Source organism: Pseudomonas sp. RV120224-01b, from assembly GCF_003208145.1.
Classification (GTDB): Bacteria; Pseudomonadota; Gammaproteobacteria; order Pseudomonadales; family Pseudomonadaceae; genus Aquipseudomonas; species Aquipseudomonas monteilii.
Window position 1 is genome coordinate 1 of record NZ_QKMQ01000008.1, and the last position, 13,520, is coordinate 13,520.

Below are 13,520 nucleotides of genomic sequence, written 5' to 3' on the forward strand. Positions count from 1 at the left end.
GCTGTTTGGCGCAGCGAGAGTCGATGCTCAAGCATGTGCTTGAGTACCTGCCGTTTGAAGTCCTCAGTGTAGCGCTGGCCATGTGGGCGGGGACTGAGGCTGGCGGTGGATCGGTAACTGGCAACCCAGCGCCGAAGCAAACTGAAATCGATGCCCAAGTGTCGGGCCACTTTGCGAAAGCCGTTGCTGCCTTCCAGATAGGCCGTGATCGCCGTGAGCTTGAACTGCTCTGAGTATTTGCCCATAAATCCCCCAAGGGTTGGATTGGTGTCCAACTTCTTGGGGGCAGTCCAGGTATTGCACAGCTTTCGAAGACTGTGAAAGACCTGTGGGAGCGGGTTCACCCGCGAAGAACCCAGCACCGCAACTAAATGTTACTCAGCAGCCGGCTTGCGCTTCTTCAGCGGCGCCAGGCCATCAGCGCTGGCCAGCGGTGCATTTGGCCGCGGTTTGGCGGTCGGCTTGCGCTTGGCGGCAGCTTTCTTGTCGCCGCCCTTCTTGTCGACCTTCTTCTTCTTGGCACCAGCCGCCTTGCCCGATGCCTTGACCTTCTTCGGCCCGCTGTAAGTACCCTTCACTTCCTTGATCACCCGGCGCTCGAACTGCTGCTTGAGGTAGCGCTCGATGCTCGACATCAGGTTCCAGTCGTTGTGGGTGATCAGCGAGATCGCCAGGCCTTCGCCACCGGCACGACCGGTACGGCCCACGCGGTGCACGTATTCATCACCGCTGCGTGGCATGTCGAAGTTGATCACCAGGTCCAGGCCGTCGATATCCAGGCCCCGGGCTGCGACGTCGGTGGCCACCAGCACCTTGGAGCTGCCTTGCTTGAAGCGCTCGATGGCCAGCTTGCGGTCCTTCTGGTCCTTTTCGCCGTGCAGCACGAACGCCTTCACGTCCTTGGCCACCAGGTGGCCGTAGATACGGTCAGCCAGGGCGCGGGTGTTGGTGAAGATGATCGCCTTGTCGAAGGTTTCGTTGGCCAGCAGCCACTGCACGATCGCCTCTTTGTGCTGGTCGTGGTCGGCGGTGATGATTTGCTGGCGGGTGCCTTCGGCCAGCTGCGACACGCTGTTGAGCATCAGGTGCTCAGGGTCTTTCAGCACCTTGCCGATGATGTCGCGCAGGGCCGCGCCGCCGGTGGTGGCCGAGAACAGCAGGGTTTGCTCGCGGTTCTCGCACTCCTTGCACAGGCGCTCCATGTCTTCGGCGAAGCCCATGTCGAGCATGCGGTCGGCTTCGTCGAGGATCATCACCTGCACGTGGGACAGGTCCAGGTTGCCGGCATTGAGGTGCTCCAACAGGCGGCCCGGGGTGCCGATCAGCACGTCCGGCACCTTGCGCAGCATGGCGGCCTGTTCCTTGAAGTCTTCACCGCCGGTGACCAGGCCCGCCTTGATGTAGGTGAACTGCGAGAACAGCTGCACTTGCTTGAGGGTCTGCTGGGCCAGCTCGCGGGTCGGCAGCAGGATCAGCGAGCGGATCTCTACCCGTCCACCTTTCAGGTCGACCAGGCGGTTGAGCAGCGGCAGCACGAAGGCTGCCGTTTTACCGCTACCGGTCTGCGCAGTCACGCGCAGGTCACGCCCTTGCAGGGCCAGGGGGATGGCCGCGGCCTGCACCGGGGTTGGCTCGACAAATTTAAGCTCGGCCACGGCTTTAAGCAGGCGTTCATGCAGGGCGAATTGGGAGAACACGGAGGTAACCTCGGGCAAGTGCGGGAAATTCAGTTGCATAGGGTAACGTTTTCTGCCGGCTTAGCCGAATTTCTTTTGGCAACTTTGCCGCCATCCGCGCTCTAATGGCACTTCGTTTCGCAACAAGACTGTACGCAAGCCCATGGATATCCAACGAATCTGGCGTGACTCCCTCGACCTGTGGGGCACCCTCGACCAACACCCCATGCTGCACGCGGCCATTGGCCTGGCGGTGCTGCTGCTGATTTCCCTGGTCATCGGCCGGCTGGCACGCTTCCTGGTACTGCACAGCGCCCGCCTGCTGGCACGCCAACCGGCGCTGAAGTGGCTGGACGACCTGCGCCACAACAAGGTGTTCCACCGCCTGGCTCAAACCACGCCGTCGCTGGTGCTGCAGTTTGGCCTGAAGCTGGTGCCAGAGCTTTCCGACACCGCCCAGCACTTCCTCGGCAATGTCGCCCTGGCCTTCACCCTGCTGTTCATGACCATGGCCCTGTCGTGCCTGCTGGATGCCCTGCTCGACATCTACGCCCGCACCGAGCACGCCCGCACTCGCTCGATCAAGGGCTACGTGCAACTGGCCAAGATGATGCTGTGGATTTTCGCCGCCATCGTCATCATCGCCACCCTGATCGACCGCTCGCCGCTGTTGCTGCTGTCGGGCCTGGGTGCCATGTCGGCGGTGCTGCTGTTGGTGTACAAGGACACCCTGCTGTCGTTTGTCGCTAGCGTGCAGCTGACCAGCAACGACATGCTGCATGTGGGCGACTGGATCGAAATGCCGCAGGTGGGTGCCGACGGCGATGTGGTGGACATCACCCTTCACACCGTCAAGGTACAGAACTTCGACAAGACCATCGTCTCCATCCCCACCTGGCGCCTGATGAGCGAGTCGTTCCGCAACTACCGCGGCATGCAGCAGTCCGGTGGCCGGCGGATCAAGCGCAGCCTGTTCATCGATGCGGCTGGGGTACGCTTCCTCACCCGTGAAGAAGAGCAGCGCCTAAGCCAGGTGCAGCTGCTGGGCGACTACCTGGCCGGCAAGCGCCAGGAGCTGCAAAACTGGAACGAGGCCCTGGGCCCGGTGGCGGAGCTGTCGGCCAACCGCCGCAAACTGACCAACATCGGCACCTTCCGCGCCTTTGCCCTGGCCTACCTGAAAAACCACCCCAACGTGCACCCGAACATGACCTGCATGGTGCGGCAGATGCAGACCACCGCCGAAGGTGTGCCGCTGGAGATCTACTGCTTTACCACCACCACGGTGTGGGCGGACTACGAGCGGATTCAGGGGGATATTTTCGACTACCTGCTGGCGGTATTACCGGAGTTCGGGTTGAGCCTGTATCAGCAGCCGAGTGGTAATGACATGCGGGCCGGATTGGCGGGGCGTGCGGCGCAAGAGCCTGTGTCGCGTCGGCTGGAAGAAATGAGCGAGGCTTGAGATTGCCGGGGCTGCTTTGCAGCCCATCGCCGGCAAGCCAGCTCCCACAGGTTCCGCACACAATTCAAGGCCTGTGCAGTACCTGTGGGAGCTGGCTTGCCGACGATAGGGCCATAACAGGCAGTACAAGCCTCAAGTCATGTGCAGTACTTCTGGAAGAGGCCAGCCGCTACCCCGCGTACCCCAGCAAGTACAACAGCCCGGTCAAGGTCACCAGCGAAGCCACGGTCGATAACAGGATCGTCCGCGATATCAGCCCCGCCTCGCGGTTGTAATACTCCGCCAGCATGAACGGCCCGGTCCCGGTCGGCAGCGCCGCCAACAGCACCGCCGAAGCCGCCCACATGCTCGGCAGGCTGAACACCTTGTATGCCAGCACCCAGGTCAGCGCCGGCTGCCCTACCAGCTTCAACCCCACCAACGGCCACGGGCTGGCCTGTGCTCCGGTACGCTTCTCCGCCAGGAACGCGCCCAGCGATATCAAGGCGCACGGCGTGGTCGCCAACGCCAGCATGTCGAGAAAGTGCATTACCGGCTCGGCCAGCCCCAACCCGGTCATGGCCCAGCCAGCGCCGGCCAGCGGCGAAATCACCAACGGGTTCTTCGCCAGCGCCTTGCCCACCACCACGATGGCGCGGCCAATATGCCGCTCTTCCTGCAAACCGATCTCGATCAGTGTCAGCGAAATGGCAAACACCAGGCACACGACGATCAACGACGAGATCAGGGCCGGCTGCAAGCCCGCCTGACCGAACAGCAACAGACACAACGGGATGCCGATATAGCCGGTATTGGCATAGCCCGCACTGAGCCCGTCGATGCTCGATGCCACCAGGCCATGGCCGCTGTACAGCCGCCACGCCAGCGTGACCACGAACATGGCCAGGGCACCTGCACCAAAAGCCACGATGAACCCAGGGTGCCAGATCTCGCTCCAGGTGGCGGTGGCGGTGACCTTGAACAGCAACGCCGGCAGGCACAGCCAGACCACCATCTTGTTGATTTCGGCAGCCGCCTTGTCGCCCAGCTTGTTGGTCTTGCGGCACAGGTAGCCGACCAGGATCAGAGCGAAGATCGGCGCAACAATGACGAAGATGGTGTGCATGTCAGGCCTTGCCGGCCAGCGGTGCCTGGGTCCGTGCACCCAGACGGCTCAACCACACCGACGCCAGGATGATCCCACCGCCGATGAACAGCCGCCCCAGCGGCTCGTGCTGGTTCCAGATCAACAGGTTCAGCAGCAGCCCTACCGGTACATGCAGGTTGTTCATCACCGCCAACGTACCGCCAGACACCAGGCACGCGCCCTTGTTCCACCAGTACAGGCCAAGCGCCGTGGGGCACAGACCCAGGAACAGCAGCACCAGCCATTGCACATCGGTGCTCGGCAGGTGCTGGGCGTTACCGAACAGCAGGAAGGCCGGCAACACCACCAGCAAGGCGCCCAGGTAGAAGTAGCCGAAGCGCGCGTAATGCGGCAGGTCGCTGGGGTGCCGCGCGACCAGGTGACGGTACAGCACCTGGCCAGCGGCATAGGTGAAGTTGGCCAGTTGCAGCAGCAGGAAGCCGATGAAGAACTCGCCGCTGATGCTGTCGAAGCGGATCACCGCCGCACCGGCCACGGCAACCAGCGCGGCCAGCAGCGCCCACGGGTTGAAACGCCGGTTCATGGCGTCTTCGATCAGCGTCACATGCAGCGGCGTGAGGATGGTGAACAGTAACACCTCCGGCACGGTCAGCACGCGGAAGCTCAGGTACAGGCAGACGTAGGTGATGCCGTACTGCAGCGCGCCGATCAACAGCATCGAGCGCATGAAGCGCGGCTCGACCTGGCGCCAGCGGGTCAATGGCAGGAACACCAGGCCTGCCAGCACCACCCGTGCGAGCACGGCAAAATAGCTGTCGACGTGCCCGGCCAGGTACTCGCCGATCAGGCTGAAGGAAAACGCCTGGATCAGCGCGACGATTATCAGATAGCCCATGGTTGCCTCTTGTGAATCAAGGCCGCGACCTTAGCGGGTTGCGGCGAATGAGTTCAACCATGAGGAATGTAAGGGCTGAACCGGCCCCCACAGAAGCCCAGGCATAAAAAAGCCCGGCCATTGGCCGGGCAGGTACACCCAAAGGAGCAACAAACAGGTGTCAGGGTTGGGAATTCGTTAAGCCTCAGGCCACCGCCGCCAGCTTGGCCTTGGCCTGGTTGACGCCCTTCTCATGGAACTCGCCGCTCATGTTCAGGCCTTCGGCATGGATGAAATCGACATCGTGAATACCGATGAAGGCCATCACCTGACGCAGGTACGGTTCCTGGTGGTCGCTGCTGGCACCGGCGTGAATGCCGCCACGGGCGGTCAGCACGATGGCGCGCTTGCCGGTCAGCAGGCCCTGCGGGCCGGTCGGGGTGTACTTGAAGGTGATGCCGGCGCGCAGTACGTGGTCCAGCCAGGCCTTGAGGGTGCTGGGGATGGTGAAGTTGTACATCGGCGCGGCCATTACCAGCACATCAGCCGCCAGCACTTCATCGGTCAATTCGTTGGAACGGGCCAGGGCCTCCAGTTCGGCGGCACTGCGCTGCTCTTCGGGCTTCATCCAGCCACCCAGCAGGTTGGCGTCCAGGTGCGGCACCGGGTTCACCGCCAGGTCGCGCACCGTGATCTGATCGGCCGGGTGGGCGGCCTGCCATTGCTGGATGAAATCACGGGTCAGCTGACGGGAAACGGAATCCTGCTGGCGGGCGCTGCTTTCGATGATCAGTACGCGGGACATGGGGTGCCTCCATCGACGAAAAGGGTTGCGATTCGATGGAGGTGAGATTAAGGCTTGACCTATCGATAAAAAAGCGTAAAAAGTGGGTTCAATCAATCGATTAATCAGTTTATTCCGCGCTACAGCTCAAGGCGATACGCAGTTTGATGATCTGCCGGTTGAATTTGGCGGTGACATCGACGCTTTTACCGGCCGGTACGTTCACCCGGCGAACCCTGGGGGCTTCGGGGCCATTGCGGAAGGTCACCTTGCAGGCCGCCGGTACCTGCCCATAGTTGTTGAGGGTAATGGCGCCAATGTCGTAGGCCGTGTCATAGGCGGTGTAGTCAAGCTTTACCCCGGTCAGTTCCTTCTCCACATCGATGGGGTAGGCCATGGCCCCGAGGGGCAGGCACATCAGTATTGCCGCACAACATTTCTTCATGGGCCGCTCTCCTTGAAAGAGGGCAGCTTAGGACAACAGGAGCGAAAGATGAAAGCGCCGCGCGTAACCCTTGACCAGTGGCGAACCCTGCAAGCAGTGGTCGATCACGGCGGGTTTGCCCAGGCCGCCGAGGCACTGCATCGCTCGCAGTCCTCGGTCAGCTACACCGTGGCCCGCATGCAAGAGCAACTGGGCGTGCCACTGCTGCGTATCGACGGCCGCAAGGCGGTGCTTACCGACGCCGGCAACGTGCTACTGCGCCGCTCGCGCCACCTGGTGAAGCAGGCCAGCCAGCTGGAGGACCTCGCCCACCACATGGAACAAGGCTGGGAAGCCGAGGTACGCCTGGTGGTCGATGCCGCCTACCCCAGCGCCCGCCTGGTACGTGCCCTGGCCGCGTTCATGCCGCAAAGCCGTGGCTGCCGGGTGCGCCTGCGTGAAGAAGTGCTGTCTGGCGTGGAAGAAGTCATGCATGAAGGCATCGCCGACCTGGCCATCAGCAGCTACAGCATCGGCGGCTACCTGGGCGCCGAACTGAGTGCAGTGGAGTTCGTCGCCGTCGCCCACCCTGAGCACAGCCTGCACCGCCTGGGCCGTGAACTCACCTTCCAGGACCTGGAAAGCCAGTTGCAGGTGGTGATCCGCGACTCCGGCCGCGCGCAGCCGCGCGACGTCGGCTGGCTGGGTGCCGAGCAGCGCTGGACCGTCGGCAGCCTGGGCACCGCCGCCACCTTCGTCAGCAGCGGCCTGGGCTTTGCCTGGCTGCCCCGGCACATGATCGAGCGTGAGCTGCGCGAAGGCGTGCTCAAGCCGTTGCCACTGGACCAGGGTGGCAGCCGCCACCCACTGTTCTACCTTTATTCGAGCAAAGAGAAGACCCTGGGCCCGGCCACGCAGATTCTCATCGACCTGCTGCGCAACTTCGACACCGCGCCACTGGACGTGCCCTTCGCAGCCCCCCCACAAGCCTGAGAGGACCGCGCCCATGGCCTATTTCGAACACGAAGGATGCGCACTGCATTACGAGGAATATGGCCAGGGCGAACCACTGGTACTGCTGCACGGCCTGGGCTCCAGTTGCCAGGACTGGGAACTGGAGGTGCCGGCACTCAGCCGCCACTACCGGGTGATCCTCATGGATATTCGCGGCCACGGCCGCTCCGACAAACCCCGCGACGGCTACCAGATCGCCACCTTCAGTGCCGACCTGCTCGCCCTGCTCGAACACCTGCACACGGGCCCCGTGCACTTCGTCGGCCTGTCCATGGGCGGCATGGTCGGCTTCCAGTTTGCCGTCGACCATCCGCAATGGCTGCGCAGCCTGTGCATTGTCAACAGCGCCCCCGAGGTCAAGCGCCGCACCCGCAGTGACTGGATATGGTGGCTAAAGCGCTGGGGCCTGGCGCGGCTGCTCAGTGTCGAAACCGTCGGCAAGGGCCTGGCTGAACGCCTGTTCCCCAAACCTCATCAAGCCGAACTGCGACAGAAGATGGCCCAACGCTGGGCCCGTAACGACAAACGCGCCTACCTCAAGAGCTTCGACGCCATCGTCGACTGGGGCGTGCAGGAACGCATCGGGCAGATCCACTGCCCTACCCTGATCATTGCCGCCGACCACGATTACACCCCGATACAACTGAAACAACGCTACGTCGCGCTGATGCCCAACGCCAGGCTGGTCGTCGTCGACGATTCCCGGCACGCTACGCCCCTCGATCAACCCGAGGTCTTCAACCAGACCCTGCTGCAGTTCCTCGCAGCCGCTTCCACCTCTCAAGGATCTTTGAGCCCATGCTGAAAAAACTCCTGCTCACCGCCTGCTCGGTCGCCCTCGCCACCAGCGTCATGGCCTCCGACAAGACCCCGCACGTTCTGCTGGACACCAGCTTCGGCCAGGTCGAAATCGAGCTGAACGCCGAGAAGGCGCCGGTCAGTACCAAGAACTTTCTGCAGTACGTTGACAGCGGCTTCTACAACAACACCATTTTTCACCGTGTGATCCCGGGTTTCATGGTGCAGGGCGGGGGTTTCACTGACCAGATGGTGCAAAAAAACACCAACGACCCAATCAAGAACGAAGCCAGCAACGGCTTGCTGAACACCCGCGGCACCCTGTCGATGGCGCGCACCTCGGACCCGAACTCGGCCACCAGTCAGTTCTTCATCAACGTGGCCGACAACGACTTCCTCAACCCCGGGCGTGACCGTGGCTATGCCGTGTTCGGCAAGGTGACCAAGGGCATGGAGGTGGTCGACCAGATCGTCAACTCGCCGACCACCATCAAGAAAGGCATGCGTGATGTACCGGCCGACCCGGTCTACATCAAGTCGGCCAAACGCATCGACTGACCGCAGGCTTCACAGGGACGTGAACCGCCTGAGGGCAGGATGGAACAGGAGTGTCGTTACCCATGCTGTACCGCCGTTTCGAACAACTGATCGATATTTTCCGCGAAGCACCCAGTGAATCGCCGCCGACTACCGTGTGGCCGTTCTACCTGTATTACCTGCGCCAGGTATGGCCCAGTTTTCTTGCCCTGCTGGTGGTCGGCCTGTTCGCTTCGCTGATCGAGGTGGCCATGTTCAGCTACCTCAGCCGCATCATCGACCTGGCTCAGGGCACGCCCAATGCCAACTTCTTCAGTGAGCACAGTGGCGAGCTGATCTGGATGCTGGTGGTGATCCTGCTGCTGCGGCCGGTGTTCTTCGGCCTGCACGACCTGCTGGTGCACCAGACCATCAACCCCGGCATGACCAGCCTGATCCGCTGGCAGAACCACACCTACGTGCTCAAGCAGAGCCTGAACTTCTTCCAGAGCGACTTTGCCGGGCGCATCGCCCAGCGCATCATGCAGACCGGCAACTCGCTGCGCGACTCCGCCGTGCAGGCGGTGGATGCGCTATGGCATGTGCTGATCTACGCCATTACCTCGCTGGTGCTGTTCGCCGAGGCCGACTGGCGCCTGATGCTGCCGCTGCTGCTGTGGATCGTCGGCTACATCGCCGCGCTCTTCTACTTCGTGCCAAGGGTGAAGGAGCGTTCGGTGATCTCTTCCGACGCCCGCTCCAAGCTGATGGGGCGTATCGTCGATGGCTACACCAACATCGCCACCCTGAAGCTGTTCGCCCACACCGACTACGAGCAGCAATACGCGCGCGAAGCGATCAGCGAACAGACCGAGAAAACCCAACTGGCGGCGCGCGTGGTCACCAGCATGGACGTGGTCATCACCAGCCTCAACGGCCTGCTGGTGGTCACCACCACGGGCCTGGCGCTGTGGCTGTGGAGCCAGTCGCTGATTACCGTCGGCGCCATTGCCCTGGCCACCGGCCTGGTGATCCGCATCGTCAACATGTCGGGCTGGATCATGTGGGTGGTGAACGGCATCTTCGAGAACATCGGCATGGTCCAGGACGGCCTGCAGACCATCGCCCAGCCGGTCACCGTCATCGACCAGCCCAATGCGCCAGCGCTGAAGGTGAGCCGCGGCGCGGTGCGGTTCGATGACGTGGACTTCCACTACGGCAAGGCTGCCAACGTGATCGAAGGGCTCGACCTGAACATCCGCCCGGGCGAAAAAATCGGCTTGATCGGCCCGTCCGGCGCGGGCAAGTCAACCTTGGTCAACCTGCTGCTGCGCCTGTACGACGTGCAGGGCGGGCGTATCCTTATCGATGGCCAGGACATTGCCCAGGTGAGCCAGGCCAGCCTGCGCGCACAAATCGGCATGATCACCCAGGACACCTCGCTGCTGCACCGCTCGATCCGTGACAACCTGCTGTATGGCCGCCCCGGCGCCAGCGAGGCGGAGTTGCTCGAAGCCGTGCGCCGCGCCCGCGCCGACGAGTTTATCCCGCAGCTGTCGGACGCCCAGGGGCGCACCGGCTTCGATGCCCACGTGGGTGAGCGTGGGGTGAAACTGTCGGGTGGCCAGCGCCAGCGCATCGCCATTGCCCGGGTACTGCTGAAGAACGCGCCAATCCTGATCATGGACGAAGCCACTTCGGCGCTGGACTCGGAGGTGGAGGCCGCCATCCAGGAGAGCCTGGAGACGCTGATGCAGGGCAAGACGGTGATCGCCATTGCCCACCGGCTGTCGACCATTGCGCGGATGGACCGGCTGGTGGTGCTGGACAAGGGGCGGATTGTCGAGAGTGGCAGCCACAGTGAGCTGCTGGAGCAACAGGGGTTGTATGCCCGGCTGTGGCATCACCAGACCGGGGGGTTTGTCGGGGTGGACTGATCCAGGCTACGGCGAGCTTCTGCGCTGTGTCGCGATGGGCTGCACAGCAGCCCTCGAAGGCCCGAAATGCAAAAAGCCCCCGGCTTTATCAGCGCGGGGGCTCTTCGCAGAATGTGGCGGTGAAGAAGGGATTTGAACCCTTGATACGATTTCTCGTATACACACTTTCCAGGCGTGCTCCTTCGACCACTCGGACACTTCACCGTTTCTCTTCAAGCCTTGCGGCCCGTCGAGGTGCGCTAATTTAGTGAAAGTGCTTTCCTTTGGCAAGCATTTTTTTCAGTTTTTTCATGTATTTGCATTTGAGCCCCGGTGAACGCTGACCGACCAGTCAGCCTTGCTGCTTTACCTGGCCTCTGGCGCTGGGTAACGTCGTCGCCACGCCAACAAAAGGACTCTGCCATGAGCGAGCTGATTACCTACCACGCCGAAGACGGCATCGCCACCCTGACCCTGAACAACGGCAAGGTCAACGCCATCTCGCCGGATGTCATCACCGCCTTCAATGCCGCGCTCGACCGCGCTACTGAAGAGCGTGCCGTGGTGATCATTACCGGGCAGCCAGGCATTCTGTCGGGCGGTTACGACCTCAAGGTGATGACCAGCGGCCCTCAAGCGGCCATCAGCCTGGTCACTGCTGGCTCCACCCTCGCCCGCCGCCTGCTGTCGCACCCGTTCCCGGTAGTGGTTGCCTGCCCGGGCAATGCCGTGGCCAAGGGCGCCTTCCTGCTGCTGTCGGCCGACTACCGCATTGGCGTCGAAGGGCCGTACAAGGTGTGCCTGAACGAAGTGCAGATCGGCATGACCATGCACCATGCCGGCATCGAACTGGCACGTGATCGCCTGCGTCGCTCGGCTTTCCATCGTTCGGTGATCAACGCCGAGGTATTCGATCCGGTCGCGGCAGTGGATGCCGGCTTCCTCGACAAGGTGGTGCCGGCCGAGCAACTGCAGGAAACAGCACTGGCTGCGGCGCGGGAGTTGAAGAAGCTGAACATGCTGGCGCACAAGAACACCAAGCTGAAGGTGCGCAAAGGGCTGCTGGAGGCATTGGACAAGGCGATCGAGCTGGACCAGCACCACATGGGTTGACCCGACAGGCTCACACCAAGGTTTGCCGCAGCCAGTGCACACCCGTACACTGCCCGGCGACTGTCTGGTGTGAGTCGTACCATGCTTTATTCGTTGCGCATGCTCCTGCTGGCGCTGCATTTTCTTGCCGTTGGCGCCGTGGGCCTGGTCATTGGCCTGTGCCGCCCCTTCAACCCCGATAACAGCCGGGTGTTTGCCCACCTGTACAGCCGGCCAGCCACCTGGCTGATGCGCATCAAGGTCAAGGCCGAGGTCGGGCCGCTGTGGGACCACCCTCCCGGGTGCGTGATTGTCGCCAACCACCAGTCCAACTTCGACCTGTTCGTATTGGGCCAGGTGGTACCACAACGCACCGTGGCCATCGGCAAGAAAAGCCTGGGCTGGATCCCGCTGTTCGGCCAGCTGTTCTGGCTGGGCGGCAACGTGCTGATCGACCGCAAGAACGCCTACCAGGCGCGCAAGGCGCTGCAAAAGACCACGCGGGTGCTGCAGGACGACACCTCCATCTGGATTTTCCCTGAAGGCACGCGTAACGCCGGCGAGCAGCTGATGGCCTTCAAGAAAGGCGCGTTTCACATGGCCATCGAGGCCGGTGTGCCGATCGTGCCGGTATGCGTCAGCCGCTATGCCAGGCGCATGAGCCTGAACAGCTGGCGCCAGCGCACGGTGATCGTGCGCTCGTTGCCACCCATCGTCACGGCGGGCATGACCCAACAGGACATCCCGGCGCTGATCGAGCAGTGCCGGGGGCAGATGCAGCAGTGCATCGACCGCATGGAACACGAGCTGGCCTGAAGCGGGTTGCTCTTGGGCCGGGTACGGCCCAAGCTGTAACCCGTGTTCAACCGGAATAAGCGGGCAACCATGGGTCGTGTCGTGGCATCGGCGGTGTACAGCGCCGGCAGAAAGGTCACCAACATCAGCATCGACGAAGGCAGCGAGTGGGCGCGCAAGCCGGGGCACTTCGTGTGGATCGGCCTGGAAGAGCCCAATGCCGAGGAGCTGGCCAACCTGCAGTGCCAGTTCAACCTGCACGAACTGGCCATTGAAGATGCCCTTGAAAAGCACAGCCGGCCCAAGCTGGAAACCTTCGGTGACGCGCTGTTCATCGTCACCTATTCGCCGGTGCGCCACGAAGGCAAGCTGGAGTTTATCGAAACCCATATCTTCGCTGGCAACGGCTACATCATCACCTGCCGCAACGGCCACTCCAAGTCCTACGCCATGGTGCGCCAGCGCTGCGAGGCACGGCCATTGCTGCTGGAGCACGGCGAAGACTTCGTACTGTACGCCCTGCTCGACTTCGTGACCGAAAACTATCAGCCGGTCAGCGAAGCCATTCATGGCGAGATCGAAGAGCTGGAACAAAGCGTGCTGGGGGGCTCGCTGCAGGAGGACGACATCCGCCGCCTGCACAGCCTGCGCCGCGACATCCTGCGTCTGCGCCGTTATGTGGCGCCGATGGTGGAAGTGAGCGAAGAGCTGCAACGCCTGAGCTTCCCGTTCATCGACAAGAACATGCGGCCCTACTTCCGTGATGTGCAGATACATGTGACGCGGCAGATGGAAGACCTGGCCGGCATCCGCGACATCGCCAGCCAGACCATCGAGATCGGCATGCTGCTGGAGTCGTCACGGCAAAGCATCGTTCAGCGCAAGTTCGCGGCCTGGGCAGCGATTTTGGCGTTCCCCACGGCCATTGCCGGGGTCTACGGGATGAACTTCCAGAACATGCCGGAACTGGCTTGGCACTATGGGTATTTCGGGGTGCTGGGTGTAATCGGGCTGGGGTGTGCGGGGTTGTACGCCAGCTTCAAGAAGTCGGGCTGGCTTTGAGATTGTGGGGGCCGGTT

Annotated in this window: 14 protein-coding genes and 1 tRNA gene; 8 read left to right on the forward strand and 7 right to left on the reverse strand. The window is 62.4% G+C overall.

Features of this window, described 5'->3' with window-relative positions:
• Together N436_RS13965 and N436_RS13970 are read right to left on the reverse strand one after the other, a co-directional pair.
• A partial coding sequence (locus N436_RS13965; protein WP_256589893.1) for a transposase occupies positions 1-245 on the reverse strand: 245 nt, incomplete at its 3' end.
• 129 nt (positions 246-374) lie between these two features.
• Entirely contained in the window at positions 375-1,736 is a 1,362-nt protein-coding gene (locus tag N436_RS13970) for a DEAD/DEAH box helicase (RefSeq protein WP_110741363.1), read from the reverse strand.
• Positions 1,737-1,839: 103 nt separating this feature from the next.
• Between N436_RS13970 and N436_RS13975 the strand changes: the two genes are divergently transcribed.
• Complete coding sequence (locus N436_RS13975) at positions 1,840-3,141, forward strand: mechanosensitive ion channel family protein (protein WP_110741364.1); 1,302 nt, start codon at positions 1,840-1,842, stop codon at positions 3,139-3,141.
• Between the two features lie 169 nt (positions 3,142-3,310).
• On the opposite strand, the gene N436_RS13980 is transcribed toward N436_RS13975, so the two are convergent.
• The 4 genes from N436_RS13980 to N436_RS13995 all read right to left on the reverse strand — a co-directional run bounded on the left by N436_RS13980 (position 3,311) and on the right by N436_RS13995 (position 6,331).
• Positions 3,311-4,246 (reverse strand): AEC family transporter, encoded by a 936-nt coding sequence (locus N436_RS13980; RefSeq protein ID WP_028699601.1) that lies wholly within the window; start codon positions 4,244-4,246, stop codon positions 3,311-3,313.
• A gap of 1 nt (position 4,247) precedes the next feature.
• Entirely contained in the window at positions 4,248-5,123 is an 876-nt protein-coding gene (locus N436_RS13985; protein ID WP_105946024.1) for a carboxylate/amino acid/amine transporter, read from the reverse strand.
• A gap of 184 nt (positions 5,124-5,307) precedes the next feature.
• Positions 5,308-5,907 carry an FMN-dependent NADH-azoreductase gene (locus tag N436_RS13990; RefSeq protein WP_019099146.1) on the reverse strand — a complete coding sequence of 200 codons (600 nt, stop codon included), beginning with the start codon at positions 5,905-5,907 and terminating at the stop codon, positions 5,308-5,310.
• Between the two features lie 109 nt (positions 5,908-6,016).
• Entirely contained in the window at positions 6,017-6,331 is a 315-nt protein-coding gene (locus N436_RS13995) for a hypothetical protein (RefSeq protein WP_025753884.1), read from the reverse strand.
• A gap of 48 nt (positions 6,332-6,379) precedes the next feature.
• Here N436_RS13995 and N436_RS14000 point away from each other — a divergent pair, with 48 nt between their 5' ends.
• The 4 genes from N436_RS14000 to N436_RS14015 all read left to right on the forward strand — a co-directional run bounded on the left by N436_RS14000 (position 6,380) and on the right by N436_RS14015 (position 10,575).
• Positions 6,380-7,303, forward strand: coding sequence for a LysR family transcriptional regulator (locus N436_RS14000; protein WP_016711896.1), 924 nt, complete (start codon positions 6,380-6,382; stop codon positions 7,301-7,303).
• 13 nt (positions 7,304-7,316) lie between these two features.
• The gene (locus N436_RS14005; protein WP_110741365.1) at positions 7,317-8,129 is read left to right on the forward strand and encodes an alpha/beta fold hydrolase; all 813 of its coding nucleotides are present in this window, start codon (positions 7,317-7,319) and stop codon (positions 8,127-8,129) included.
• Positions 8,123-8,680, forward strand: coding sequence for a peptidylprolyl isomerase (locus N436_RS14010; protein ID WP_110741366.1), 558 nt, complete (start codon positions 8,123-8,125; stop codon positions 8,678-8,680). Before N436_RS14005 ends, N436_RS14010 begins: the two co-directional genes overlap by 7 nt.
• A 62-nt stretch (positions 8,681-8,742) precedes the next feature.
• The gene (locus N436_RS14015; RefSeq protein WP_105946021.1) at positions 8,743-10,575 is read left to right on the forward strand and encodes an ABC transporter ATP-binding protein; all 1,833 of its coding nucleotides are present in this window, start codon (positions 8,743-8,745) and stop codon (positions 10,573-10,575) included.
• A gap of 114 nt (positions 10,576-10,689) precedes the next feature.
• Here N436_RS14015 and N436_RS14020 read toward each other — a convergent pair.
• Positions 10,690-10,779, reverse strand: a tRNA-Ser gene (locus tag N436_RS14020).
• A 198-nt stretch (positions 10,780-10,977) separates the two neighbouring features.
• On the opposite strand from N436_RS14020, the gene N436_RS14025 reads away from it, so the two are divergent.
• The 3 genes from N436_RS14025 (at position 10,978) to N436_RS14035 (ending at position 13,503) form a co-directional block, all read left to right on the forward strand.
• Positions 10,978-11,667, forward strand: a complete 690-nt coding sequence (locus N436_RS14025; RefSeq protein WP_105946020.1) for a crotonase/enoyl-CoA hydratase family protein — start codon at positions 10,978-10,980, stop codon at positions 11,665-11,667.
• Between the two features lie 81 nt (positions 11,668-11,748).
• Positions 11,749-12,462 (forward strand): 1-acyl-sn-glycerol-3-phosphate acyltransferase, encoded by a 714-nt coding sequence (locus N436_RS14030; protein ID WP_105946019.1) that lies wholly within the window; start codon positions 11,749-11,751, stop codon positions 12,460-12,462.
• 69 nt (positions 12,463-12,531) lie between these two features.
• A complete protein-coding gene (locus N436_RS14035; RefSeq protein WP_016715080.1) occupies positions 12,532-13,503 on the forward strand; it encodes a magnesium and cobalt transport protein CorA in 972 nt (323 codons plus the stop codon).
• The last annotated feature ends 17 nt before the right edge of the window (positions 13,504-13,520 follow it).

What these genes read in the sequence shown, in the direction of transcription:
- N436_RS13970 (WP_110741363.1), bottom strand. Translation starts at nt 1,736, where the DNA reads ATGCAACTGAATTTCCCGCACTTGCCCGAGGTTACCTCCGTGTTCTCC.
- N436_RS13975 (WP_110741364.1), top strand. Translation starts at nt 1,840, where the DNA reads ATGGATATCCAACGAATCTGGCGTGACTCCCTCGACCTGTGGGGCACC.
- N436_RS13980 (WP_028699601.1), bottom strand. Translation starts at nt 4,246, where the DNA reads ATGCACACCATCTTCGTCATTGTTGCGCCGATCTTCGCTCTGATCCTG.
- N436_RS13985 (WP_105946024.1), bottom strand. Translation starts at nt 5,123, where the DNA reads ATGGGCTATCTGATAATCGTCGCGCTGATCCAGGCGTTTTCCTTCAGC.
- N436_RS13990 (WP_019099146.1), bottom strand. Translation starts at nt 5,907, where the DNA reads ATGTCCCGCGTACTGATCATCGAAAGCAGCGCCCGCCAGCAGGATTCC.
- N436_RS13995 (WP_025753884.1), bottom strand. Translation starts at nt 6,331, where the DNA reads ATGAAGAAATGTTGTGCGGCAATACTGATGTGCCTGCCCCTCGGGGCC.
- N436_RS14000 (WP_016711896.1), top strand. Translation starts at nt 6,380, where the DNA reads ATGAAAGCGCCGCGCGTAACCCTTGACCAGTGGCGAACCCTGCAAGCA.
- N436_RS14005 (WP_110741365.1), top strand. Translation starts at nt 7,317, where the DNA reads ATGGCCTATTTCGAACACGAAGGATGCGCACTGCATTACGAGGAATAT.
- N436_RS14010 (WP_110741366.1), top strand. Translation starts at nt 8,123, where the DNA reads ATGCTGAAAAAACTCCTGCTCACCGCCTGCTCGGTCGCCCTCGCCACC.
- N436_RS14015 (WP_105946021.1), top strand. Translation starts at nt 8,743, where the DNA reads ATGCTGTACCGCCGTTTCGAACAACTGATCGATATTTTCCGCGAAGCA.
- N436_RS14025 (WP_105946020.1), top strand. Translation starts at nt 10,978, where the DNA reads ATGAGCGAGCTGATTACCTACCACGCCGAAGACGGCATCGCCACCCTG.
- N436_RS14030 (WP_105946019.1), top strand. Translation starts at nt 11,749, where the DNA reads ATGCTTTATTCGTTGCGCATGCTCCTGCTGGCGCTGCATTTTCTTGCC.
- N436_RS14035 (WP_016715080.1), top strand. Translation starts at nt 12,532, where the DNA reads ATGGGTCGTGTCGTGGCATCGGCGGTGTACAGCGCCGGCAGAAAGGTC.